We start from the raw sequence: 21,876 nt of genomic DNA, 5'->3' as shown, positions 1-21,876 counted from the left end.
TGCAAAATGGAACCGGTTCCAATCGCAACGCAAATCTAATGCGGCCCCACCGGCCTTGTCAATCTCGTCGGCCCAGGGGTTGACGTTTTTTTGCTTCGGCCACTACCGTCGCGCCCCTAACCGAACAAAGACGATGACACCCAAGCCCTCCCTCCTCAGTCCCATCCTCGTCGCCTGCGCGCTGCTGCTGCCCGCCGCGGGCCGCGCCGCTGGCGAAACCGATGCCATCGTGCTGGCGTGGCCGGCGCGCCAGCCGCAGCGCGACGCCGCGCTGGAAGCCAAGGTGGAGGCCGCGCTGAAGACGCTGACCCTGCGCCAGAAGATCGGCCAGATGACCCAGCCCGAGATCCGCGCCGTCACGCCGGCCGAGGTGCGCGAGTACGCCATCGGCACGGTGCTGAACGGCGGTGGCGGCTGGCCAGGCGAGAACCGCGCGGCCACGCCGGCGCAATGGCGGGCGCTGTCGGAGGAATTCCAGGCCGCGGCGCTGCAGGCCACGCCGGGCATTCCGCTGCTGTGGGGCACCGACGCCGTCCACGGCCACAACAACGTGCGCGGCGCCACGCTCTTCCCGCACAACATCGCGCTGGGCGCCACGCGCAATGCCGACCTGGTGCGCGACATCGGCCGCGCCACCGCCCGCGCCGTGCGCGCCTCGGGCCTGCACTGGGCGTTCGCGCCGACGCTGGCCGTCGTGCAGGACGTGCGCTGGGGGCGCACCTACGAGAGCTTCGGCGCCGACCCGGCGCTCGTGAAGCGCCTCGGCACGGCCGCCGTCGAGGGCCTGCAGGACGGCCTCAAGGACGGCCGCGGCGTGCTGGCCACCGCCAAGCACTACATCGCCGACGGCGGCACGCGCCGCGGCATCGACCAGGGCCTGGCGCGCACGACGCCGCAGGAACTCGCCAGCGTCCACGGCGCCGGCTACCTCGGCGCGCTGGACGCCGGCGTGCTGACGGTGATGGCCTCGTTCAGCAGTTGGACCGACACGGCCAACTACGTCGAGCACGGCAAGATGCACGGCAACAAGACGCTGATGACCGGCGTGCTCAAGGAGCGCCTCGGGTTCGACGGCCTCATCGTCAGCGACTGGGACGGCGTCGGCCAGGTGCCCGGCTGCAAGGACGAGGACTGCCCGCAGGCCATCAACGCCGGCATCGACGTGGTGATGGTGCCGTTCAAGTGGAAGGCGTTCCACGAGAACACCGTGCGCGCCGTCGAGCAGGGCCGCATCACTATGGCCCGCATCGACGACGCGGTGCGCCGCATCCTGCGCGTGAAGTTCAGCATCGCCATGCAGCCCGCCGTGCCCGCCACCGTGGAGGCCTTGCAGGCCCGCGACCTGGCGCGCCGCGCGGTGCGCGAATCGCTGGTGCTGCTCAAGCACAAGCCCGGCCTGCTGCCGCTCAAGCCCAGCGCGCGCGTGCTGGTCGTCGGCGCGGCGGCCGACAGCCTGGCCCACCAGAGCGGCGGCTGGAGCGTGACCTGGCAGGGCCGCGACACCAGCAACGTCGACTACCCGCAAGGCACCTCGCTGCTGGCCGCGCTGCGCCAGCGCCTGGGCGACGCGCAGGTCACCTTCGATGCCGACGGCAGCCAGAGCGACCCTTCGCGCTTCGACGCCGTCATCGCCGTGCTGGCCGAGGCGCCCTATGCCGAGGGCGAGGGCGACATCCGCGCCACCGAGAACCTGCGCCACAGCGCGCGCTACCCGCAGGACGCCGCCGTGCTGCAACGCGTCGCCGGCCGCGGCGCGCCGGTCGTGACGCTGCTCTATTCGGGGCGGCCGCTGTACGTGAACGACCTCGCCAACAAGAGCGATGCCTTCATCGCCGCCTGGCAGCCGGGCACCGAAGGCGCGGGCCTGACGGACGTGCTGGTCGCGCCCGCCGCCGGCCAGGCCTGGCCTGGCTTCACCGGGCGGCTGTCCTTCCCCTGGCCGGCAGGGCCCTGCCAGTTCAGCAGCCACGAGAGCAAGCCCTGGTGGCCGGTCGGCGGCGGCCTGAGCGGCAAGGAGGCCAAGGCCGGCACCCAGCGCCTGCCCGAACCGGCCGATCCGAAGCCCATGTGCCCGCTGTGAAGCCGCCGTGATTCAATCCAGCCCTTCGATCTCAGAGGGCGAATGGCAACCATCAAGGACGTAGCGCGGCTGGCGGGCGTGGGCGTGGGCACCGCGTCGCGCGTCATCAGTGGGAACGGTTCCGTCGCGCCGGCCACCGCCGAGCGCGTGCGCAAGGTCATCGCGCAGCTGAAGTTCCGGCCTTCGCACACCGCACGCTCGCTGGGGGCCGGCACGTCCAAGCTGATCGGCGTCTACATCCCCTTCCTGCGCGGCACCTACTACACGCCCATCCTGCGCGTCATCGACACGACGCTGCGCGGCCTGGGCCTGCACATGGTGGTGGCCTTCGGCGAGGGCATCGAGGACGAGCGCGTCGAGACCGTCGAGGGCATGCGCTTTCTGCTGGACCGCGACTGCGACGGCCTCATCGTGCTGTCCAACGCCATCCGGGACGAGGACATCAAGGCGCTGGGCCCGGCGGCGCGCCAGGTGGTCGTGCTGAACCGCCACTTCGACCGCATCAAGGACCAGTGCTTCACGGCCGACCATGTGCAAGGCGGCGTACAGGCGGCGCGCGCGCTGCTGCAGCACAAGCACAAGGACATCGCGGTGGTGTCCGGCCCGACGACCTCGCCCGACAACATCGCGCGCATCAACGGCTTCATGGGCGAGCTGGCGCTGCGCGGGCTGGACACGTCCAAGCTGCAGATCGTGCTGGGCGACTTCTCCAACCAGGCCGGCTGGAACGCGGCTGAGGCGCTGCTGGGCGCCAAGCGCCTGCCGACTGCCGTGTTCTGCGCCAACGACGAGATGGCCATCGGCCTGCTGGCGCATTTCCAGGAGCGCGGTGTGTCGGTGCCGCGGGACATTTCGGTGCTCGGCTATGACGACTCGCCCAGCGCCGAGTTCGCCGCGCCCCGCCTCACCTCCGTGCACATCCCCAGCCACGAGGTCACGCTGGCCGGGCTGAACTGGCTGCTGAACCGCTGCTACGAGATGGCGCTGCCCATCTCACGGCAGTTCGACATCAGCGTCACGTGGCGCGCCTCGGTGGCGGCGCCGCCCTCGCGCAAACGCGGCTGAGGCCACAATCCGGGCTGCATTTCCGACAGCCCACCATGCCCCAACGCGTCCTCACCGGCATCACCACCACCGGCACCCTGCACCTCGGCAACTACGTCGGCGCCATCCGCCCGGCCATCGCGGCCAGCCGGGCGCCCGGCGTGGAGAGCTTCTTCTTCATGGCCGACTTCCACGCGCTGATCAAGTGCGACGAGCCGGACCGCCTCGCCCACTCCAGCCGCGCCATCGCCGCCACCTGGCTGGCCGCCGGCCTGGACGCCGACCGCGTCACCTTCTACCGCCAGAGCGACGTCCCCGAGATCCCCGAGCTGACCTGGCTGCTCACCTGCGTGACCGCCAAGGGCCAGATGAACCGCGCGCACGCCTACAAGGCCGCGGTGGACGCGGCCGTCGCCGCGGGCGAGGAGCCGGACGCCCACGTGACGATGGGGCTGTTCAGCTACCCGGTGCTGATGGCGGCCGACATCCTGATGTTCAACGCCCACCGCGTGCCGGTCGGCAAGGACCAGGTCCAGCACATCGAGATGACGCGCGACATCGCGCAGCGCTTCAACCACCTGTTCGGCCAGGGCCGGGAGCTGTTCACGCTGCCCGAGGCGCAGGTGGACGCCGAGATGGAGCTGCTGCCCGGCCTGGACGGCCGCAAGATGAGCAAGAGCTACGACAACGTCATCCCGCTGTTCGAGGGCGGCGCCCAGGCGCTGAAGGACGCGGTGGCGCGCATCGTCACCGACTCCAAGCTGCCCGGCGAGCCCAAGGAGCCCGAGGGCCAGGCGCTGGTCACCATCTACGACGCCTTCGCGACGCCCGAGCAGCGCGCCGCATTCCGTGCGGCGTTGCGCGGCGGCCTGGGCTGGGGCGAGGCCAAGCAGCAGCTGGTGGCGCTCATCGACGGCCAGATCGGCCCGATGCGCGAGCGCTACGCCAACCTGATGGCCCACCCCGAGCAGCTCGAGGCCGTCCTGCAGGCGGGCGCTGCCAAGGCGCGTGCCATCGCCGTGCCGTTTCTCCAGCAGCTGCGGGCCGCGGTCGGCCTGCGCCCCTACACGGCCACCGCCACGGCAGCCACTGCCAAGGCCAGCAAGGCCGCGCTGCCGGTGTTCAAGCAGTACCGCGAGGGTGATGGCAGGTTCTATTTCAAGCTGCTGTCGGCCGGCGGCGAGCTGCTGCTGCAGAGCATCGGCTTCGAACAGGGTCGCGAGGCCGGCCAGTGGGTGGCGCGGCTGAAACGCGAGGGCTGGGTGGCGGACGCGCCGGTGCAGCGCGAGGCCAGCGAGGCCGACATCACCGCGGCATTGGCGGCCTTCCAGGACGACTGAACCGACCGCCAGGGCGGCCGGCAGGCGTTTCTAGAGTCATCTCTCCACGGTCTGTAGGCAGCGCGTCACGCCAAAAAGCGTTTACCCGGAGGGGCCGATGGCGCGCCCACGGTTAACTTCGCGGCTCCCCAAAAAGATCCCCGAGGAGACCTGCCCATGGCCACCATTGCCGCCGACCAACTCGCCCTGCAACGCCTCTACCACTGGGAGCGCACGGCCGGCAGCACGGTCACGCTGACGCAGCCCATGGGAGGCGTCGGCGGCGCCGACGTGAAGGACTTCACGTGGGCCCAGGTGGGCGACCAGGTGCGCCGCATGGCAGCCTTCCTGAAGGCCAAGGGCGCCGCCGAGGGCTGGCCGGCCGATGCCAAGGTGGCCATCCTGTCCAAGAACTGCGCGTGGTGGCTGATGAGCGACCTTGCCATCTGGATGGCCGGTTATGTCTCGGTGCCGCTGTACCCGACGCTCGCGGCCGACACCATCGCGCAGATCCTCACGCACAGCGATGCGCGCTTCATCTTCGTCGGCAAGCTCGACGGCTGGGAGGGCATGAAGCCGGGCGTGCTGCCCCGCCTGCCCGGCGCGAGCTATGCGCTGTCGCCCGACGACGCGAAGACCACCTACGAGAGCTGGGACGCCATCTGCGCCCGCACCGAACCGCTGCAGGGCGAGCCCACGCGCGGCGCCGACGAACTCTGCACGCTGATCTACACCTCGGGCACGACCGGCAACCCCAAGGGCGTGATGCACAACTTCGGCGCCTTCGCCTGGGCCATCGGCGCGGGGCTGGACCGCTTCCCGATGAGCGCCAACGACCGCATGCTGTCGTACCTGCCGCTGGCGCACGTGGCCGAGCGCGTGCTGGTGGAGCACAGCTGGCTGAAGGTCGGCCTCAAGGTGTTCTTCGCCGAGTCGCTGGACACCTTCACCGCCGACCTGCAGCGCGCCCGGCCGACCATCTTCTTCAGCGTGCCGCGGCTGTGGGTCAAGTTCCAGCAGGGCGTGCAGGCCAAGATGCCGCCGCAGAAGATGAATAAGCTGCTGCGCCTGCCCATCATCGGCAACCTCGTGCGCAAGAAGGTGCTGAAGGCCCTGGGCCTGGACCAATGCCGCATCGCCGTCGGCGGCGCCGCGCCCATGCCGGTCGCGCTGCTGGAGTGGTACGACGCGCTGGGCCTGCACGTCAACGAGGGTTACGGCATGACCGAGAACCTGGCGCTGTCGCACATGACCCTGCCGGGCAAGAACCAGCGTGGCACCGTGGGCCCGGCCTACGGTGGCGTGCAGACCCGCATCGACCCCGCCACCGGCGAACTGCAGATGCGCAGCCCGGCGCTGATGATCGGCTACTACAAGGAGCCCGGCCTGACGGCCGACGCCCTGACGCCGGACGGCTGGCTGCACACCGGCGACAAGGTGACGCAGGACGCCGAGGGCTGCGTGCGCATCACCGGCCGCGTGAAGGACTTGTTCAAGACCAGCAAGGGCAAGTACGTGGCACCCGCACCCATCGAGGACAAGCTGGGCATGAACCCCAACATCGAGGCCTGCTGCGTGGCCGGCGCCAACATGGGCCAGCCGCTGGGCATCGCGATGCTGTCGCCGCAGGGCTTGCAGCGCACCAGCACCGATGCCGAGAGGGCGGCATTGATGGCCGAGTTGAGCCAGCACCTGGACGACGTCAACGCCCGCCTGGACCCGCACGAGCAGCTGGACACGCTGGTGCTGATCAAGACGCCCTGGACGGTGGACAACGGCTTCATCACGCCGACGTTCAAGGTCAAGCGCAACCGCATCGAGGAGGCCTACGCGGCCAAGTTCGACGCGTGGGTGGGCAAGCGGGCCAAGGTGTCGTTCGGGGATTGAGCGTCGCGATGAACAAGAAGGAAATCCACGCCGAAGTGAACCGCCGGCTGGCGCAGGGCGACAGCAAGACGGTGACGTTCAAGGCGCTCAGGGGCAGGGTGTTCGCGACGCGGTGCTGGCGAACATGATTGCCTCGTACGCCGAGCCGGCGCGGGTCGAAGCCCACGCCACGGCGGTCAAGGTCCTGGTGCTGATCACCGGCGTGCAGCTGGTGATGGCGGCGATGGTGACGTTCGTGTTGAGCCTCTCGATGGGCTGGCTCGCCGCGGTGGCTTTCACCACCGTCGTAGGGGCGTTCTGCTACCTGTTCGTGTGGGGCTTCAGGCACCACCGGGCCTGGGCGTACAACGTGTCGATCTTCCTGACGGTGATCAACCTGCACCGGCATTTCAAGGACTTCGGGGCGGCGCCGGTGATGAACACCTTGCTGCTGCTCTTCAGCCTCGGGGTGCTTGGCTTGACCCTGTACCTGCGCTTGAAGCTGTTCCCGGACTTCGTCTTCATCACGCCGCAGAAGATCCGCGGCGAGTACAAGTTTTCAAGCTAAGGCCTGCGCGCGGGCCTGGCGGCTCGCGCGCATTCGCTCAATCCGGCACCGAGAACGCGTACAGCTTGCTGTTGGCCGTGCCGAAGCCGAAGTTGCTGTAGCCCGAGCCCCAATAGAGCGTGCCGTCGGCGACGGCGGCACCCGACAGGCAGGAGCCGCCGCTCGGGTAGCTCCACAGGATGGCGCCCGTCGCCCCGTTCAGCGCATACATGCGGCCGCTGGCGTCCAGCGAGCAGCCGTAGACGACGCCGTTGGCCGTGGTCACCGGGCCCGAGGGCCCACCGCCGACGCCCGCCGGCGCCAGCGGGTCCAGCGTCTGCCACAGCATCTGCCCGGTCGCCGCATCCAGGCCGAACCAGGCGCCGCGCGTGCTTGGCATCGCGGCACCCGCGGGCGTCCACGGGACCTGGTTGCTGTTGGCATTGGCGGTGTAGATGCGCGTGCCGTCGGTGGCCGAGCCCCACTGCAGGCCGCCCGCCGTGCCGCCCGGGCCGGCCTGGGTCACCCAGACGACGGCGCCGGTGTCGGGGTTCAGTGCCCAGTACTGGCCGCTCTTCTGCCCGAGGCCCAGCAGATCGACGGGCTTGCCCTTGCCGGCCTTGGCCTTGAACAGCGCCGGCGCCTGGCCGAAGTCATAGTCCGGACCGGCTGGCGAGGGGCAGAGGTCGCCGTCACCGAAGAAGGGGATGCAGTCCACCGTCCAGGCGTCGTACGGAATGGCCCGCGTCGCCCAGCGCACCGCGCCGGTCCTCATGTCCAGCGCTAGCACGCTGTCGAAATGGTCGTCGGCTGGCAGGCAGGCCGCCTTGGCGACCGCGTCGCTGCCGGCCGCGGCCACGCAGGCCAGCACGGCGGGCGGCACCGAGTAGTTGTTGCCGGTCGCGACATAGACCGCACCGCGTCGCGTGTCGACGGCCGGCGAGCTGCCCCAGATGGCATTGCCGGTGTAGCCGGCCGGGGCCATCAGCGTCCTCCAGCGGATCGCGCCGGTCTTCAGGTCCAGCGCCAGCATGCTGCCGCGAAACGAGAGCTGGTAGCCCGGCACGAAGGCGGCCAGGGCCTCCTCCTGAGAGGCGACGCCGACGAAGACCTGGTCGCCATGGATGGTGGCGGACTGCGTGATGATGGCCGCCATGTGAGGGTCGGCCTGGGTGCTCCAGACCAGCGCGCCGGTGGTCTTGTCGAAGGCCAGCACGCGGCCGCCCGGCCCGCCGCCGGCCAGGATGGAACCCTGCGTGCCGATGACGACCTTGCCGTCACCGAGGGCCGGCGTGGCACGCGCCTTGTCCATCGGAATGCCGGTCACCGCGGGCAGGTGGACGGCCCAGCGCACGCTGCCGTTGCTGCGGTTGACGGCGTAGAGCCAGCCGGCCCAGTCCGGCACGTAGACCGTGTCGGCATCGACGGCGGGCGTGGCCGACACGTCGCCGGCCGTCGTCAGCACCCATCTGACGGCCAGCCGGCCGACGTTGCCGGCGCCGAGCCGATGCTCGGATGGCTGGCTGCGCGTGTTTTCGCGGTCGCCCCCCGCATTGCTCCATTCGCTGCCCTGCGCCGCTGCGGCGCACAACGGCAGGGCCAGGGCCGCTGCTGCGACGGCTGCGCGCCCCCGCGCCGCCCGCTCTTGAAACCAGGTGGTCTTGTTCATCGACTTGCTCCGGTTCTTGTCTGCGATGCCCGTGGTGCGGGCCGGGACGGTGGGCATCGCAGAGCCCGCCACAGCAGACGCTCGCGCTGCACGGCGACAAAGCGGCAGGGCCATCAGAGGCTGCCACCGGCCCACGGGCATCAGGGCATACCCGCCGCCGTCCTCACGCTTGATGAGGGTCGGGGCTGGCGGGCTCAGGCCGCTGGCTGCGCCAGTAGTCGGCGCGGCCGTAATGCGCCCGCAGGTGCTCCACCCACAGCCGCACGCGCAGCGGCAGGTGGCGGCTCTGCGGGAAGACGGCGTAGATGCCATTGGGCGGCGCCGCGAACTCGTCGAGCACGCTGACCAAGCGGCCGGCCGCCAGGTCGGCTTCCACCTCCCAGGTGCTGCGCCAGGCCAGGCCCAGGCCCGCCACGCACCAGTCGTGCAGCACCTGGCCGTCGCTGCAGTCCAGCCGTCCGGTCGGGCGCAGGTGCTGGACGGCACCGTCCATCTGGAAGGCCCAGCCGCGCGTCTGGCTGGCCTCGGAGCTGAGGGTCAGGCAGGCGTGGCGGCCGAGTTCGTCGGGGTGCTTGGGCACGCCGGCGCGCTTCAGGTAGGCCGGCGCGGCGACGCACAGCCGCCGGTTGTCGGCCAGCCGCGTGCTGACGAGGCTGGAATCCGGCAGGTCGCCCACGCGCACGGCGCAGTCGAAGCCCTCGTGGACGATGTCGACGACGCGGTCGCTCAGGTTCAGCGACAGGCTCAGGTCCGCATGCTCGGCCAGGAAGCCCGGCACCAGCGGCGCGACGTGGCGGCGGCCGAAGCCGGCCGGGGCGGTCACGCGCAGATGGCCGCTGGCCTTGAGGCCGCCAGCGCTGACGGCCGCCTCCGCGTCCGCCAGCGAGGCGATCAGGCGCTGGCAGTCCTCGAGAAACGCCTGGCCCTCCGGCGTGAGCGTCAGTCGCCGCGTCGTGCGCAGCATCAGCTTGACGCCCAGGCGCGCCTCCAGTGCGTCCAGCCGCCGGCCCATGACGGCCGGGGCGACGCCTTCCGCCTGCGCGGCCGCCGTCAGGCTGCCCTTGCCGGCGACGAGGACGAAGGACTCCATCTGCTTGAGCTTGTCCATGCGGGGATTGTGCTGGGGAGCCGACTGAAACGCAGCGATTCATGCAGCGACCTTTGCGTTCAAGTCACAGATTCATTGCGCGGCACGCAGCGAATCCAGACACGCCGTGACGCTAGATTGGCGACATCTGTTCTGCCAGGAGCCCGCCCCATGTCCGCCGCCCGCCGCACCACCATCCACCGCCTGCAGGTCGATGCCGACCTGGCCTGCTTCATCGACACCGAAGTGCTGCCCGGCACCGGTGTCGACCGCGACACCTTCTGGGCCGGTTTCGACCGGCTGGCCCACGAGCTGACGCCCACCAACCGCGCGCTGCTGGCCGAGCGCGACCGCCTGCAGGCCGAGCTGGACGCCTGGCATGAGGCCCACCCCGGCCCCATTGCCGACATGCCGGCCTACCGTGCCTTCCTGGCCCGCATCGGCTACCTGGTGGAAGCACCGGCGCAGGTGCAGGCGACGACCGCGAATGTCGACGCCGAGCTGGCGCTGCAGGCCGGCCCGCAGCTGGTCGTGCCCATCCTGAACGCGCGCTATGCGCTGAATGCGGCGAATGCGCGCTGGGGCTCGCTGTACGACGCGCTGTACGGCACCGACGCGATTTCCGAAGCAGACGGCGCAACGCGTGACGGCGCCTACAACCCGGTGCGCGGCGCGAAGGTCATCGCCTTTGCGCGCCAGGTGCTGGACCAGGCGGTGCCGCTGGCGTCCGGCTCGCATGCCGACGCGACGGCCTATCGCGTGGAAGGCGGCCAGCTGGTCGTCGCACTTCTCTCCGGCGCGACGACCCGCCTGCAGGACCCAGCCGCGTTCGCCGGCTACCAGGGCGACGCCACCGCGCCGAGCAGCGTGCTGCTGGTGCACCACGGCCTGCACCTGGACATCCGTATCGACCCCACGACGCCCATCGGCAAGAGCGACGCGGCCGGCATCGCCGACGTGGTGCTGGAGTCGGCCCTGTCCACCATCCTCGACCTGGAAGACTCGGTCGCCGCGGTGGATGCCGAGGACAAGCTGCTGGCCTACCGCAACTGGCTTGGCATCCAGCAGGGCACGCTGACCGAGGAGGTGGCCAAGGGCGGCAAGACCTTCACGCGCCGTCTGAATGCCGACCGCGTCTACACGGCGCCTGATGGGAAGGACGGCGGCACAGTGACGCTGCACGGCCGCTCGCTGATGTTCGTGCGCAATGTCGGCCACCTGATGACCAACCCGGCCATCCTGCTGGACGACGGCCGCGAAATCCCCGAGGGCATCATGGATGCGGTCGTCACGACGACGATCGCGATGCACGACCTGAAGCGCCGCGGCAATTCAAGAACGGGCAGCGTCTACATCGTGAAGCCCAAGATGCACGGCCCGGCCGAAGTGGCCTTTGCCGCCGAACTGTTCACGCGCGTCGAACAACTGCTGGGCCTGCCGGACAGCACCGTCAAGCTGGGCATCATGGACGAGGAGCGCCGCACCTCCGTCAACCTGAAGGCCTGCATCGCCGCCGCGGCCAGCCGCGTGGCTTTCATCAACACCGGCTTCCTGGACCGGACCGGTGACGAGATGCACACCGCGATGCGCGCCGGCCCCATGCTGCGCAAGGGCGATATGAAGACCTCGAGCTGGATCCAGGCCTACGAACGCAGCAACGTGCTGACCGGCCTGGCCTGCGGCCTGCGGGGCCGCGCGCAGATCGGCAAGGGCATGTGGGCCATGCCCGACCTGATGGCCGCGATGCTGGAGCAGAAGATCGCCCACCCCAAGGCTGGCGCCAACACCGCCTGGGTGCCTTCCCCCACGGCCGCGACGCTGCACGCGCTGCACTACCACCAGGTCGACGTGTCTGCCGTGCAACGCGAGCTGGAGCAGGTGAACCTCGCCGCCGAGCAAGAGGCCCTCCTGAACGCGCTGTTGACGGTTCCCGTCGCGCCCCGCGCCGACTGGACACCCGAACAGCGCCAGCAGGAGCTGGACAACAACGTGCAGGGCATCCTCGGCTACGTGGTGCGCTGGATCGACCAGGGCGTGGGCTGCTCCAAGGTGCCCGACATCAACGGCGTCGGCCTGATGGAAGACCGCGCGACGCTGCGCATCAGCAGCCAGCACATCGCCAACTGGCTGCGCCACGGCGTGGTAACCGCCGAACAGGTGCGCGAGACCTTCGCCCGCATGGCCAAGGTCGTCGACGGGCAGAACGCGGGAGATCCGGCCTACCAGCCCCTGGCAGGCAACCCGCAAGGCGCGGCGATGCAGGCGGCGCTGGACCTGGTGTTCAAGGGAGAAGCACAGCCGAGCGGGTATACGGAGCCGTTGCTGCATGCGTGGCGGTTGAGCCGTAAATCGTCTTGCTGACGCCCCAGATTAAAGCCATCACGCGGTTATTTTCTAAACTCCAAGTCTGGGTTGTCAGCTCCCTTCAAACTGAATCGCCTAAACCTAACTTCCCTTCCCGCTGCGGCGCGGAGCGGCCCCGGTTGCACGCCTGAGAAGACAGGCTTCGTCGCGCGTGCACAACAGGAAGGGCAGTTGACGGTGGCCGCCACTAAATTGAGGGAAGCAAGCCAAGTCGTTGTCAACAATGTGAATTTTTGTACGGAGGCGACCGCCGCTAGTGCTAACCCGGGGCAGCTAGGGGGTGTCTTCCTTCACACTCTCCCCGGCCTCGCCCTGCGGTGATCCCGTGAGCGAGTATCGGTATTGCTCAATACACCGACTTCTTGGAGTAATAAATGTTCAAACTAAATATTGTGAGCGCTGCGTCACTAGCGTGCCTCGCAACCCTGGCAATTCCGGCCTTTGCTCAACAGCAACTTGAGCGCGTTGAAATCACCGGCTCGGCCATCAAGCGCATCGACGCTGAAACGGCCGTGCCTGTCACCGTCATCAGAATGACGGACCTGAAGGCTCAGGGCGTGTCGACGGTCGAACAGATCATGTCGACCCTGAGCGCCGTGCAGATGACGCAGACCACCAGCCAGCAAGTCGGCGCAGGCACCGGCGGCGCCGCGTTCGCGGACCTGCGCGGTATTGGTTCCAACAAGACGCTCGTGCTGCTGAATGGCCGCCGCATCGCCAACAACGCGATCGACGGCGCGGCCCCTGACTTGAACATGATCCCCTTCGCCGCGATCGAGCGCGTCGAAGTGCTGCGCGACGGTGCCTCGTCCCTGTATGGCACTGACGCCATCGGCGGCGTGATCAACTTCATCACCCGCAAGGACTATCGCGGCGGCACGTTGACCATCGGCGTCGACCTGCCCCAGAAGAACGGCGGCGAAGGCCGCACTGCCAACCTCGGCTTCGGCTTTGGTGACCTGAGCACCCAAGGCTTCAACGTCTTCGGCTTCGTCGACCTGACCAAGACGGATCCCATCGGCGGCCTGGATCGCCCCTTCAATGCCCGTTTCCCGGGCGGCTTGTCGCCCACGCCCTTCCCGGCCAACTACTACCAGAATGGCGACGTCACGGCCAACCCGGCCGCTCCGGCTTGTAACAATCCCACCTTCCTGGTTCCGGTGGACGGAAGCTCCTGCCAGATCGCAACCGCAGCATTCGTCGACTACACGACCAGAACCGACCGCAAGTCGGCCATGCTGCGCGGTGCTGTCAAGCTGGGCGAGAACCACACGCTGACCGCCGAATGGTTCACCACCAGCAACGATTCGGTTTCGCGCATTGCCCCGGTGCCCTACGGCACTCTATGGATGAACCGCGTGCGTCCGGACGGCTCGCTGAATCCCTATTTCCCGGGCAACCCGGGTGCCATCACACCGGGGTTCGCAATCAATCCGAACTACACGGTCGCGAACATGAACCCCCGTCCGGGCATTGCGCTTCAGCCGGGATTCATCATCGTGAAGTGGCGCGCGCTGGCCGGTGGCTCCCGCACCAACGAATCGCAAAACGATCAGCAGCGACTGCTGCTTTCGCTGGATGGCACGCTGGGTAACTGGGACTACCAGGTTGGCGCGGCGGTGAACGAGAACAAGATCAAGGAAAACGTCACTGGCTACTCCGACGGCGACAAGATCGCCAAGGCGATGCTCAACGGCCTGATCAACCCGTTCGGCCCGCAAAACGCGGCCGGTGACGCTGCCGTCAACGACGCGCTGCTGGGCGGCAATCTGCAGAACCACAAGGGCCGCGTGTCCACACTCGATGGCCGCATCAGCCGCGAATTGGGCGATTGGTTCGGCACAGGTACCAAGGCCGCATTGGCCATTGGTACCGAGTTCCGCCATGAAGACTTCCGCTCGGCGGCCAACGCACCGGTCGCAGCACTGCTGGTGGCGAGCACGGGCGTGGACCCGAACTCGCTTTCCGAAGGTAAGCGTGACGTCTACGCCGTCTATTCGGAGCTGAATGTCCCCTTGACCAAGCAGCTGGACGTGACGGCCGCACTGCGCTACGACAAGTACAGCGACTTCGGCAACACCGTGAATCCGAAGTTCGCGGTGCGGTACCAGCCCATGAAGAACCTGCTGCTGCGCGGCAGCTTCTCGACCGGCTTCCGCGCACCGTCGTTGTATGAGCTGAATGCCTCACAGGCCTACACCAACACGGGCACCGTCTCCGACCCGGTGAACTGCCCGGATGGCAAGAACCCCATTCCTGGCAAGTCCAAGGCTCTGAACTGCAGCGTGCAGTTCCAGCGCCTGACCGGCGGCAACCTGGATCTCAAGCCCGAAAAAGCCAAGAACCTGACCTTTGGCGTGGTCTTTGAACCGACCGCCGATGTGTCGCTGGGCGTGGACTTCTGGGCCATCCGCCAGAAGGAAACCATTTCGGCCCTGTCGGAGAACACGGTGCTGGGCGACCACCAGACGTTCGCGCAGTACATCAAGCGCAATCAGAACGGCGACCTGTCCATCGACGGTTTTTCGTGCCCCGGCACGGACTGCGGCTACCTGGACCTGCGGCAGCAGAACCTGGGCGGCACGAATGCCCGCGGTATCGACCTGAGCCTTCAGTGGCGCCTGAAGCTAGGCGGCGCCGGCGACCTGTCGCTGGGCATGAACAGCACTTACGTCAACAAGTACGAGTACCAAGACTTCCGCGCCGGTCCGTGGAACCAGAACGTGGGCGTGTACTCCGGCTCCGCGCCGATCTTCCGCTGGCAGCATGCCGCTACGGCGCGCTGGAAGATGGGTGCTTGGTCGCTTGGCGCTGTGGGCCACTACAAGAGCAGCTATGTGGACCAGGATCCCGAGAACCGCGTCTCGGCCTACACCACGATCGATGCCTACGCGTCGTTCGAGGCGAACAACCAGATGTCCTTCACGCTCGGCGTCAACAACCTGTTCGACCGCGATCCGCCGTACTCCAACCAAGGCGAGGTTTTCCAGGCCAACTACGATCCGCGCTTCGCCGACCCGACTGGCCGCAAGTTCTACGCTCGCGCCACGCTGAAGTTCTGATCGCACTCATGGCGGTGCAGCCTCATGCTGCGCCGCTTTGTGCTGACCCCAAAGGGCGAGGAAACTCGCCCTTTTTTCATTTCCAGCGCGCAGGTTCACCGTTTGTGCAACCAACAGCCCTTCGAATCACCCATGGATCAGCCGACAGCTGCCCGCTCCTCTCCCACAGCTCCTGGCTTGCGCCGGCCGCACCAGGCGGACGTCCTCATCATCGGCGCCGGCCCCGCCGGCTCCGCCTGCGCCCGCGTGCTGGCCCGTTCGGGCGTCAACGTGCTGCTGGTGGACCAGCAGCCCGCCGGTCGTGACAAAACCTGTGGTGACGGCCTGATCCCCGATGCGCACAAGGCGCTGGCGCGGCTGGGGCTGCTGGATGAGGTGATGCGTCGGGCTGAACCAGTCGCCCATGTCGGTTGCATCGGCCCGCGCGGCGGGCGGATCGATGTGCCGGGCTCGCTGGCCGTGCTGCCGCGCAAGGAGTTGGATGCCCTGCTGCTGCAGGCGGCGCAGGACGCCGGTGCGCGTTTCGGGCAGGCCCGCTTCGAGGCGCCGCTGGAGGTCGAGGGCCGCGTTGTCGGCGCAAGGCTCAAGCGCGGCGACGAGATGGTTGACGTGCAGGCGCGCTGGGTGGTGCTGGCCACCGGGGCAGTGCCCAAGGCACTGACCGCCGCCGGCATGTGCGAACGCCACACGCCCAGCGGCGTCGCGCTGCGCGGCTATGTGAAGGCGCCGCAGATGGTGGGCAGGATCAAGGCGCTGGAGGTCGTCTGGGACAAGGCGGTGCGGCCTGGCTACGGCTGGATCTTCCCGGCGCCGGACGGCCACTTCAACATCGGCGTCGGCGTGACCGACTCACACCGCGACCTCGGCGGCGGCAAGGGCCGCAAGAAGGACGTGAACCTGCGCGCCATCTTCGATGCCTTCGTTGCCAAGTACGAGCCGGCGGCCGAGTTGATGCGCGTCGGCGAGCTGGTCGGCGACCTGAAAGGAGCGCCATTGCGCTGCACGCTGACGGGCGCCAAGTGGACGCGGCCCGGTCTGCTGGTCACGGGCGAGGCAGCGGGCAGCACCTACTCCTTCACCGGCGAGGGCATCGGCAAGGCGATGGAGACGGGCATGCTCGCTGCCGATGCCATCCTGGCGCATGCCGACGACACGGCCGCACGCGCCGCTTACGAGACCAGCCTGACGGCGCTCAAGCCGAAGTTCGACCTCTACGAGCGCGCCAACCGCGTCAACGCCCATCCCTGGCTGGCGGACCTGCTGATCTGGCGCGCCAAGAAGAGCCCGCGGCTGCTCCAGCGCATGAGCGGCGTGCTCAACGAGACGAGCAACCCGGGCAACCTGGTCAGCGTCAAAGGGATCTCTCGGCTGTTCTTCGAGTGACGGAAGCCCTTGGGAGCGGCCCGGCGCGCGGCCCGCAAGACCGGCGCGACGCTCAGACGCGCTCGACGATCAGCGCAATGCCCTGCCCCACGCCGATGCACATCGTGCACAGCGCGTAGCGGCCGCCCGTCACCTCCAGCTGGTTGATCGCCGTCGTCACCAGCCGCGCGCCGCTGGCGCCCAGCGGGTGGCCCAGTGCGATGGCGCCACCATTCGGGTTCACGCGGGCATCGTCATCCACCAGGCCGAGGTCGCGCAGCACCGCCAGGCCCTGGGCGGCGAAGGCTTCGTTCAGCTCGATGACGTCCATCTGCGCCAGCGTCAGGCCGGTCAGCGCCAGCACCTTGCGCGTGGCCGGCGCGGGGCCGATCCCCATGATGCGCGGCGCCACGCCGGCCGTGGCCATGCCGACGACGCGGGCGCGCGGCTTCAATCCGTGGCGCGCGGCTTCGGCCTCGCTGGCCAGCAGCAGCGCGCAGGCACCGTCGTTGACGCCGCTGGCATTGCCGGCCGTCACGCTGCCATCGGGCTTGACCACGCCCTTCAGCCTGGCCAGCGCCTCGAGGCTCGTTTCACGCGGATGCTCGTCCAGCAGCACGCGCAGCGGCTCGCCCTTCTTCTGCGGCACGTCGACGGGCACGATCTCGCCCTCGAAGAAGCCGCGCTTCTGGGCCGCGATGGCCTTCAGCTGCGACGCCAGCGCCATGCGGTCCTGAGCCTCGCGCGCGATGCCGAAATCGGCGGCCACGTTCTCGGCCGTCTCGGGCATGCTGTCCACGCCGTACTGCGCCTTCATCTGCTTGTTGACGAAGCGCCAGCCGATGGTCGTGTCATAGACGGCGTTGGCGCGGCTGAAGGCGGCCTCCGCCTTGGGCATGACGAAGGGCGCGCGGCTCATGCTCTCGACGCCGCCGGCGATCATCAGCCCGGCCTCGCCGGCGCGGATGGCGCGGGCCGCCGTGCCGACCGCGTCCAGCCCCGAGCCGCACAGCCGGTTGACGGTGCTGCCCGGCACCTCTATCGGCAACCCCGCCAGCAGCGCGGCCATGCGGGCGACGTTGCGGTTGTCCTCGCCGGCCTGGTTGGCGCAGCCGTAGATGACGTCGGCGACCTGCGCCCAGTCGACATTCGCGTTGCGCGCCATCAGCGCCTTGATGGGCAGCGCGCCGAGGTCGTCGGTGCGGATGCTTGAGAGCGCGCCGCCGTAGCGGCCGAAGGGGGTGCGAATCGCGTCGCAGATGAAGGCGTGTGTCATGTCAGATAACGGCTCGCGCGGTAGCGCTCGCCGCGGTGGTGTTGATCGAGTCGGTCCAGCAGCGCGGCGACCTCTTGCGAGCCCCACAGCGCCAGCCATTCAAAGGGGCCGGCGGGATAGTTCACGCCGAGCTTCATCGCCGCGTCGGCGCCGGCCTCGTCGCAGACGCCCTGGCTGACGGCGTCGGCCGCCTCGTTGATGAGCATCGCGATCGTGCGCGCCACGACGAGGCCGGGCATGTCCACCATCTGGCGTGGCACCAGGCCCAGCCGCCGCAGCCAGGCGGCGGTGTCGGGGTCGCCCGCGTAGGCGATGTCGCCGCTCGGCGCCAGCGGCAGGTCGAAGACCGCCGTGCCCGGCCCGAAGTCGCGGGCGCGGCGGCCGTCGGTCAGGCGCAGCTCGCGGCCGTCGACGGCCAGGCCCAGCCAGTCGCTGGTCAGGTCACGGCTCGCCTCCGGCAGGTTGGCAACGAAGCGCTCGGCCAGCGCACCGCGGCCATGCACGACGACGCGACCGCCGCGCGGCTCGGCGCCGACCGGCGCCTGCAGCGCCGGCGCACCCTCGGGGTAGCGGTAGAAGCCACGCCCGCTCTTGCGGCCGAGGAAGCCGGCATCCACCAACTCCTGCTGCACCAGCGACGGCGTGAAGCGGCGGTCGTAGAAGTTGGCCTCGAAGACGGACTTCGTCACCGCCAAGTTGGTGTCGTGGCCGATCAGGTCCATCAGTTCGCAGGGGCCCATGCGGAAGCCCGCCGCACGCAGGCATGCGTCGATCAGCTCGGGCGTGGCCGCACGGTCCTGCAGCAGCATCAATGCCTCGGCGTAATAAGGCCGGGCGATGCGGTTGACGATGAAGCCGGGCGTGGAGCGCGCGTGCACCGCCGTCTTGCCCCAGCGGCCCGCCAGGTCGAACACGGCCTGCGCCACCTCGGGCGCCGTGCCCAGGCCCGACACCACCTCCACCAGCTTCATCAGCGGCACCGGGTTGAAGAAGTGCATGCCGACCAGGCGCTCCGGCGCCTTCATGCCGCGCGCCAGCGCCGTCACCGAGATCGACGAGGTGTTGGTCGCGATGACGGCATCCGCCGGCAGCAGCGCCTCCAGTTCGGCGAACAACGCGCGCTTGATGTCGAGGTTCTCGACGATGGCCTCGATGACCAGCTCCGCCGGCGCGAGCGCGGCCACCGGCGTGATGCGTGCGAGCGTGGCCTGCGCCGCGTCGGGCGTCAGCTTGCCCTTGGCGGCGAGGCCCTCCAGCGTCTGCGCCAGCTTGGCCTTGGCCGCTTCGGCCGCGCCGGCGCGGCTGTCGTGCAGCAGCACCTGGTGGCCGGCCTGCGCGGCCACCTGGGCGATGCCGGCGCCCATCAGGCCGGCGCCGATGACGAGGATGCGAGAGTCGTTCAAGTTCATTCGGGAGCGCTCCAGTTGGGCTTGCGCTTGCTAAGGAAGGCGGCAAAGCCCTCGCGCGCTTCGGCGGTGGTGCGCACGCGGGCAATCGTCTGGGCGGTCAGCTCGCGCACGTCGGTCGTGACCGGTCCGGGGCCCAGCCGCGCGTAGAGCTGTTTGATCTCCGCCTGCGCCCGCGGGCCGCAGGCGAGCAGGTCGGCGAGCAGCGCTTCGACGGCCGCGTCCAGACCTTCGGCCGGCACCACGCGTTGCACGAGGCCCAGGCGCAGCGCCTCGTCCGCGCCGATGCGGCTGGCCGTCAACGCCAGGCGGCGCGCCTCGCGCACGCCCACCGCGTTGACCAGATGCGGCCCGATGACGGCCGGCAGGATGCCCATGCGGGCCTCGCTGACGGAGAAGCTCGCCGGCTCGGCCGCGACGGCCATGTCGCAGGCGCACACCAGGCCGACACCGCCACCGAGCGCCGCGCCCTGCACGCGCGCGAGCGTGGGCTTGGGGCACGCCGCGATGCGGGCCAGCATGGCGGCAAAGCGGCGCGCGTCGGCCAGGTTGTCGTCCTGCGACGCTGCAGCCGCACGCTGCATCCACTGCAGGTCGGCGCCGGCGCTGAAGTGCTTGCCGGCGCCGGCCAGCACGATGGCCCGCACGCCGTCATCGCCACCCAGCTGCGCGAACGCGGCATCCAGCTCGGCGATCAGCGTCTCGTCGAAGGCATTGAACACGGCGGGGCGGTTCATCGCTAGCACGGCGACGCCGTCGTCGCGACGATCCAGATCAAGCGCGGTCCAGGAAGGCATCCCGGCATTTTGCACTTTTCCCGACCGATCGGTCGACTATCCGTTCAAGCGCCCCAACCTGCCATTCGCCGCAGGGTCGCGGGGGTCGCCGGCAGCGGCCCCTAGACTCGCCCGCCATGCGCTCCCTGCTCGACAAGCTGCACTGGCAACAGTGGTTCTACCCCGGCCCGTCGCGTCGCTTCACGGCGGCGGAGATGGCGAGTGCCGGCGCGCAGCCATGGCCGCTGGCGGTGGACAGCTATGTGGGCATCAACCTGCTGGTGCTGCTGCCGGTCCTGCTGGCAACGCGGGCGGGGCGCGATTGGGGCACGCTGCTGGGCTGGTGGCTGGCCTGGTGCGTGCTGGCGCTCGCGGCACTGGGCATCGCCCGCGACCTGTGGTTGCGGCCCACGCGCCAGCGGCTCAACGCCTACTGCTACGGTACAGCCGCCCTGACCGCAGCGGCCTGCATCGCTGCTGCCGCGGCCGGCTACCGGGACTGGGTGACCCATGAGAACGCGGGCATCGTGGTGGGCATGACGGGCCTGTTGACCGCCTGGTGGATGCTGACGGTGTTCCGCGTCCAGCAGATCGAGGGGCGCCTGCGCGAGCTGCAGGACCAGCAAGCCGCGCTGCGCCTGTCCACACGCCTGGCGGCCGCGCAAATCCAGCCGCATTTCCTGTTCAACACCCTTGCCTCGCTGCAGCACTGGGTTGACACGCGGGATGAGCGCGCCGCGCCGCTGCTGCGCGACTTCACGGCCTACCTGCGCGCCACGCTGCCGATGTTCGAGCGCGAGCTGCAGCCGCTGGCCGACGAGATTGGGATGGTGCGGCGCTACCTGGCCATCATGCAGGCGCGGCTGGGCGCGCGGCTGACCTTTGCCATCGACGTGCCGGCCGACGCCGACGCGCAGTTGCCGCCGGGCATCGTGCTGACGCTGGTCGAGAACGCGATCGCGCACGGCATCGAGCCGCAACTGCGTGGCGGGCACATCGAAATAACCGCTCGGCGCGACGGCCAGCGCCTGGTGCTGGCGGTGCGGGACGATGGCCCCGGCCTGGCCCCCGGCTGGCGCGAAGGCGTCGGCCTGTCCAACACGCGCCGCCGCCTGCTGCAGGCTTGCCCCGGCTGCACCCTCACGCTCACCGATGCCGCCCCTGGCTGCATCGCCACCCTGACGCTGACATCATGACCGCCCTGACCGCCCTGATCTCCGACGACGAGGAAGCCCCGCGCGAACAGCTGCGCGCCGCGCTGGGCCGCCTGTGGCCCGAGCTGCAGCTGGTGGCCGCCAGCACCAATGGCGCCGAGGCCTGGGACGACTGCCTGGCGCACGAGCCGGCCATCGCCTTCCTCGACATCCGCATGCCCGGGCTGACCGGCCTGGAGGTCGCACGCCGCCTGTCGGCGCTGGCCACGCCGCCGCTGATCGTGTTCGTCACGGCCTTCGACGACCACGCGCTGGCGGCCTTCGACGCGGGCGCGGTGGACTACGTGCTCAAGCCGGTCGACGACGAACGCCTGGCGCAGACGCTGGCCCGGCTTCAGTCCCAATTGAAGGCGCGGCTCGCCCAGCCCGCGCCCGACACCACCGCGCTGCAGCGCCTGCTCGCCGGCTTGATCCAGCCCAGGCCGGCCATGCGCCCCATCCAGGCGGGCATCGGCCGCGAAGTGCAGCTGATCCCGCCCGACGAGGTCCTCTACTTCGAGGCCGACGCGCGCTACACCCGCGTCGTGCACCAGGGCGGCGACGCGCTGATCCGCACGCCGCTGCGCGAGCTGCTGACCCAGCTCGACCCGGAGCAGTTCTGGCAGATCCACCGCAGCGTGCTGGTCAACAGCCGCTGCATCGCGCGCGCCATCCGCGTGGACGAAGGCACGATGGTCGTCACACTGCGCGGCCGCGACGAGAAGCTGCCGGTGTCGCGGCAGTTCCAGGCCTTGTTCAAGGGGCAATGAACGGCCCCCGCAAGGGCAAACCCGGGGCTGCGGCCGGGGCCGAGTTCGGACAATC

Annotated in this window: 15 protein-coding genes; 10 read left to right on the top strand and 5 right to left on the bottom strand. The window is 69.4% G+C overall.

The features are described 5' to 3' along the window. Positions 1–133: 133 nt before the first annotated feature. From ASD35_RS00450 to ASD35_RS00430, 5 genes are all read left to right on the top strand, one after another. Positions 134–2,080, top strand: coding sequence for a glycoside hydrolase family 3 protein (locus ASD35_RS00450; RefSeq protein WP_056872938.1), 1,947 nt, complete (start codon positions 134–136; stop codon positions 2,078–2,080). 42 nt (positions 2,081–2,122) lie between these two features. Next, complete coding sequence (locus tag ASD35_RS00445) at positions 2,123–3,145, top strand: LacI family DNA-binding transcriptional regulator (RefSeq protein ID WP_056872937.1); 1,023 nt, start codon at positions 2,123–2,125, stop codon at positions 3,143–3,145. Between the two features lie 35 nt (positions 3,146–3,180). Next, a complete protein-coding gene (locus tag ASD35_RS00440; RefSeq protein ID WP_056872936.1) occupies positions 3,181–4,464 on the top strand; it encodes a tryptophan--tRNA ligase in 1,284 nt (427 codons plus the stop codon). Positions 4,465–4,620: 156 nt separating this feature from the next. Then, a complete protein-coding gene (locus ASD35_RS00435; RefSeq protein ID WP_056872935.1) occupies positions 4,621–6,330 on the top strand; it encodes an AMP-binding protein in 1,710 nt (569 codons plus the stop codon). A gap of 112 nt (positions 6,331–6,442) precedes the next feature. Then, positions 6,443–6,877, top strand: coding sequence for a hypothetical protein (locus tag ASD35_RS00430; protein ID WP_056872934.1), 435 nt, complete (start codon positions 6,443–6,445; stop codon positions 6,875–6,877). A gap of 37 nt (positions 6,878–6,914) precedes the next feature. Here ASD35_RS00430 and ASD35_RS00425 read toward each other — a convergent pair whose 3' ends face one another. Together ASD35_RS00425 and ASD35_RS00420 are read right to left on the bottom strand one after the other, a co-directional pair. Next, positions 6,915–8,525, bottom strand: a complete 1,611-nt coding sequence (locus tag ASD35_RS00425) for a PQQ-binding-like beta-propeller repeat protein (protein ID WP_056873388.1) — start codon at positions 8,523–8,525, stop codon at positions 6,915–6,917. Between the two features lie 163 nt (positions 8,526–8,688). Beyond that, positions 8,689–9,633, bottom strand: a complete 945-nt coding sequence (locus ASD35_RS00420) for a LysR family transcriptional regulator (protein ID WP_056872933.1) — start codon at positions 9,631–9,633, stop codon at positions 8,689–8,691. A gap of 150 nt (positions 9,634–9,783) precedes the next feature. On the opposite strand from ASD35_RS00420, the gene ASD35_RS00415 reads away from it, so the two are divergent. The 3 genes from ASD35_RS00415 (at position 9,784) to ASD35_RS00405 (ending at position 16,421) form a co-directional block, all read left to right on the top strand. Further along, positions 9,784–11,973, top strand: a complete 2,190-nt coding sequence (locus tag ASD35_RS00415) for a malate synthase G (RefSeq protein WP_056872932.1) — start codon at positions 9,784–9,786, stop codon at positions 11,971–11,973. Positions 11,974–12,350: 377 nt separating this feature from the next. Continuing rightward, the gene (locus ASD35_RS00410) at positions 12,351–15,038 is read left to right on the top strand and encodes a TonB-dependent receptor (protein WP_082579789.1); all 2,688 of its coding nucleotides are present in this window, start codon (positions 12,351–12,353) and stop codon (positions 15,036–15,038) included. Between the two features lie 177 nt (positions 15,039–15,215). Then, complete coding sequence (locus tag ASD35_RS00405; protein ID WP_056872930.1) at positions 15,216–16,421, top strand: NAD(P)/FAD-dependent oxidoreductase; 1,206 nt, start codon at positions 15,216–15,218, stop codon at positions 16,419–16,421. 52 nt (positions 16,422–16,473) lie between these two features. Here the strand turns inward: ASD35_RS00405 and pcaF are convergent, their stop codons facing one another. The 3 genes from pcaF to ASD35_RS00390 are packed head-to-tail and all read right to left on the bottom strand — an operon-like array spanning position 16,474 to position 19,879. Beyond that, the gene (pcaF, locus tag ASD35_RS00400; protein WP_056872929.1) at positions 16,474–17,676 is read right to left on the bottom strand and encodes a 3-oxoadipyl-CoA thiolase; all 1,203 of its coding nucleotides are present in this window, start codon (positions 17,674–17,676) and stop codon (positions 16,474–16,476) included. Further along, the gene (locus ASD35_RS00395) at positions 17,673–19,085 is read right to left on the bottom strand and encodes a 3-hydroxyacyl-CoA dehydrogenase NAD-binding domain-containing protein (protein WP_056872928.1); all 1,413 of its coding nucleotides are present in this window, start codon (positions 19,083–19,085) and stop codon (positions 17,673–17,675) included. Before ASD35_RS00395 ends, pcaF begins: the two co-directional genes overlap by 4 nt. Beyond that, the gene (locus ASD35_RS00390) at positions 19,082–19,879 is read right to left on the bottom strand and encodes an enoyl-CoA hydratase-related protein (protein ID WP_056872927.1); all 798 of its coding nucleotides are present in this window, start codon (positions 19,877–19,879) and stop codon (positions 19,082–19,084) included. The genes ASD35_RS00395 and ASD35_RS00390 overlap by 4 nt, the downstream gene beginning before the upstream one ends. A 116-nt stretch (positions 19,880–19,995) precedes the next feature. Here ASD35_RS00390 and ASD35_RS00385 point away from each other — a divergent pair, with 116 nt between their 5' ends. Both ASD35_RS00385 and ASD35_RS00380 read left to right on the top strand, forming a co-directional pair. Next, the gene (locus ASD35_RS00385) at positions 19,996–21,054 is read left to right on the top strand and encodes a sensor histidine kinase (RefSeq protein WP_056872926.1); all 1,059 of its coding nucleotides are present in this window, start codon (positions 19,996–19,998) and stop codon (positions 21,052–21,054) included. Beyond that, positions 21,051–21,821, top strand: a complete 771-nt coding sequence (locus ASD35_RS00380) for a LytTR family DNA-binding domain-containing protein (protein ID WP_056872925.1) — start codon at positions 21,051–21,053, stop codon at positions 21,819–21,821. The genes ASD35_RS00385 and ASD35_RS00380 overlap by 4 nt, the downstream gene beginning before the upstream one ends. Positions 21,822–21,876 lie beyond the last annotated feature (55 nt).

It is taken from the genome of Pelomonas sp. Root1444, assembly GCF_001426885.1.
In the GTDB taxonomy this organism is placed as follows: domain Bacteria; phylum Pseudomonadota; class Gammaproteobacteria; order Burkholderiales; family Burkholderiaceae_C; genus Pelomonas.
Note: the sequence above shows the minus strand (reverse complement) of the source record. Positions and strands in the feature narration are given on the sequence as shown.

What these genes read in the sequence shown, in the direction of transcription:
- ASD35_RS00435 (WP_056872935.1), top strand. Translation starts at nt 4,621, where the DNA reads ATGGCCACCATTGCCGCCGACCAACTCGCCCTGCAACGCCTCTACCAC.
- ASD35_RS00440 (WP_056872936.1), top strand. Translation starts at nt 3,181, where the DNA reads ATGCCCCAACGCGTCCTCACCGGCATCACCACCACCGGCACCCTGCAC.
- ASD35_RS00380 (WP_056872925.1), top strand. Translation starts at nt 21,051, where the DNA reads ATGACCGCCCTGACCGCCCTGATCTCCGACGACGAGGAAGCCCCGCGC.
- ASD35_RS00390 (WP_056872927.1), bottom strand. Translation starts at nt 19,879, where the DNA reads ATGCCTTCCTGGACCGCGCTTGATCTGGATCGTCGCGACGACGGCGTC.
- ASD35_RS00395 (WP_056872928.1), bottom strand. Translation starts at nt 19,085, where the DNA reads ATGAACTTGAACGACTCTCGCATCCTCGTCATCGGCGCCGGCCTGATG.
- ASD35_RS00385 (WP_056872926.1), top strand. Translation starts at nt 19,996, where the DNA reads ATGCGCTCCCTGCTCGACAAGCTGCACTGGCAACAGTGGTTCTACCCC.
- ASD35_RS00425 (WP_056873388.1), bottom strand. Translation starts at nt 8,525, where the DNA reads ATGAACAAGACCACCTGGTTTCAAGAGCGGGCGGCGCGGGGGCGCGCA.
- ASD35_RS00445 (WP_056872937.1), top strand. Translation starts at nt 2,123, where the DNA reads ATGGCAACCATCAAGGACGTAGCGCGGCTGGCGGGCGTGGGCGTGGGC.
- ASD35_RS00450 (WP_056872938.1), top strand. Translation starts at nt 134, where the DNA reads ATGACACCCAAGCCCTCCCTCCTCAGTCCCATCCTCGTCGCCTGCGCG.
- ASD35_RS00415 (WP_056872932.1), top strand. Translation starts at nt 9,784, where the DNA reads ATGTCCGCCGCCCGCCGCACCACCATCCACCGCCTGCAGGTCGATGCC.
- ASD35_RS00420 (WP_056872933.1), bottom strand. Translation starts at nt 9,633, where the DNA reads ATGGACAAGCTCAAGCAGATGGAGTCCTTCGTCCTCGTCGCCGGCAAG.
- pcaF (WP_056872929.1), bottom strand. Translation starts at nt 17,676, where the DNA reads ATGACACACGCCTTCATCTGCGACGCGATTCGCACCCCCTTCGGCCGC.
- ASD35_RS00410 (WP_082579789.1), top strand. Translation starts at nt 12,351, where the DNA reads ATGTTCAAACTAAATATTGTGAGCGCTGCGTCACTAGCGTGCCTCGCA.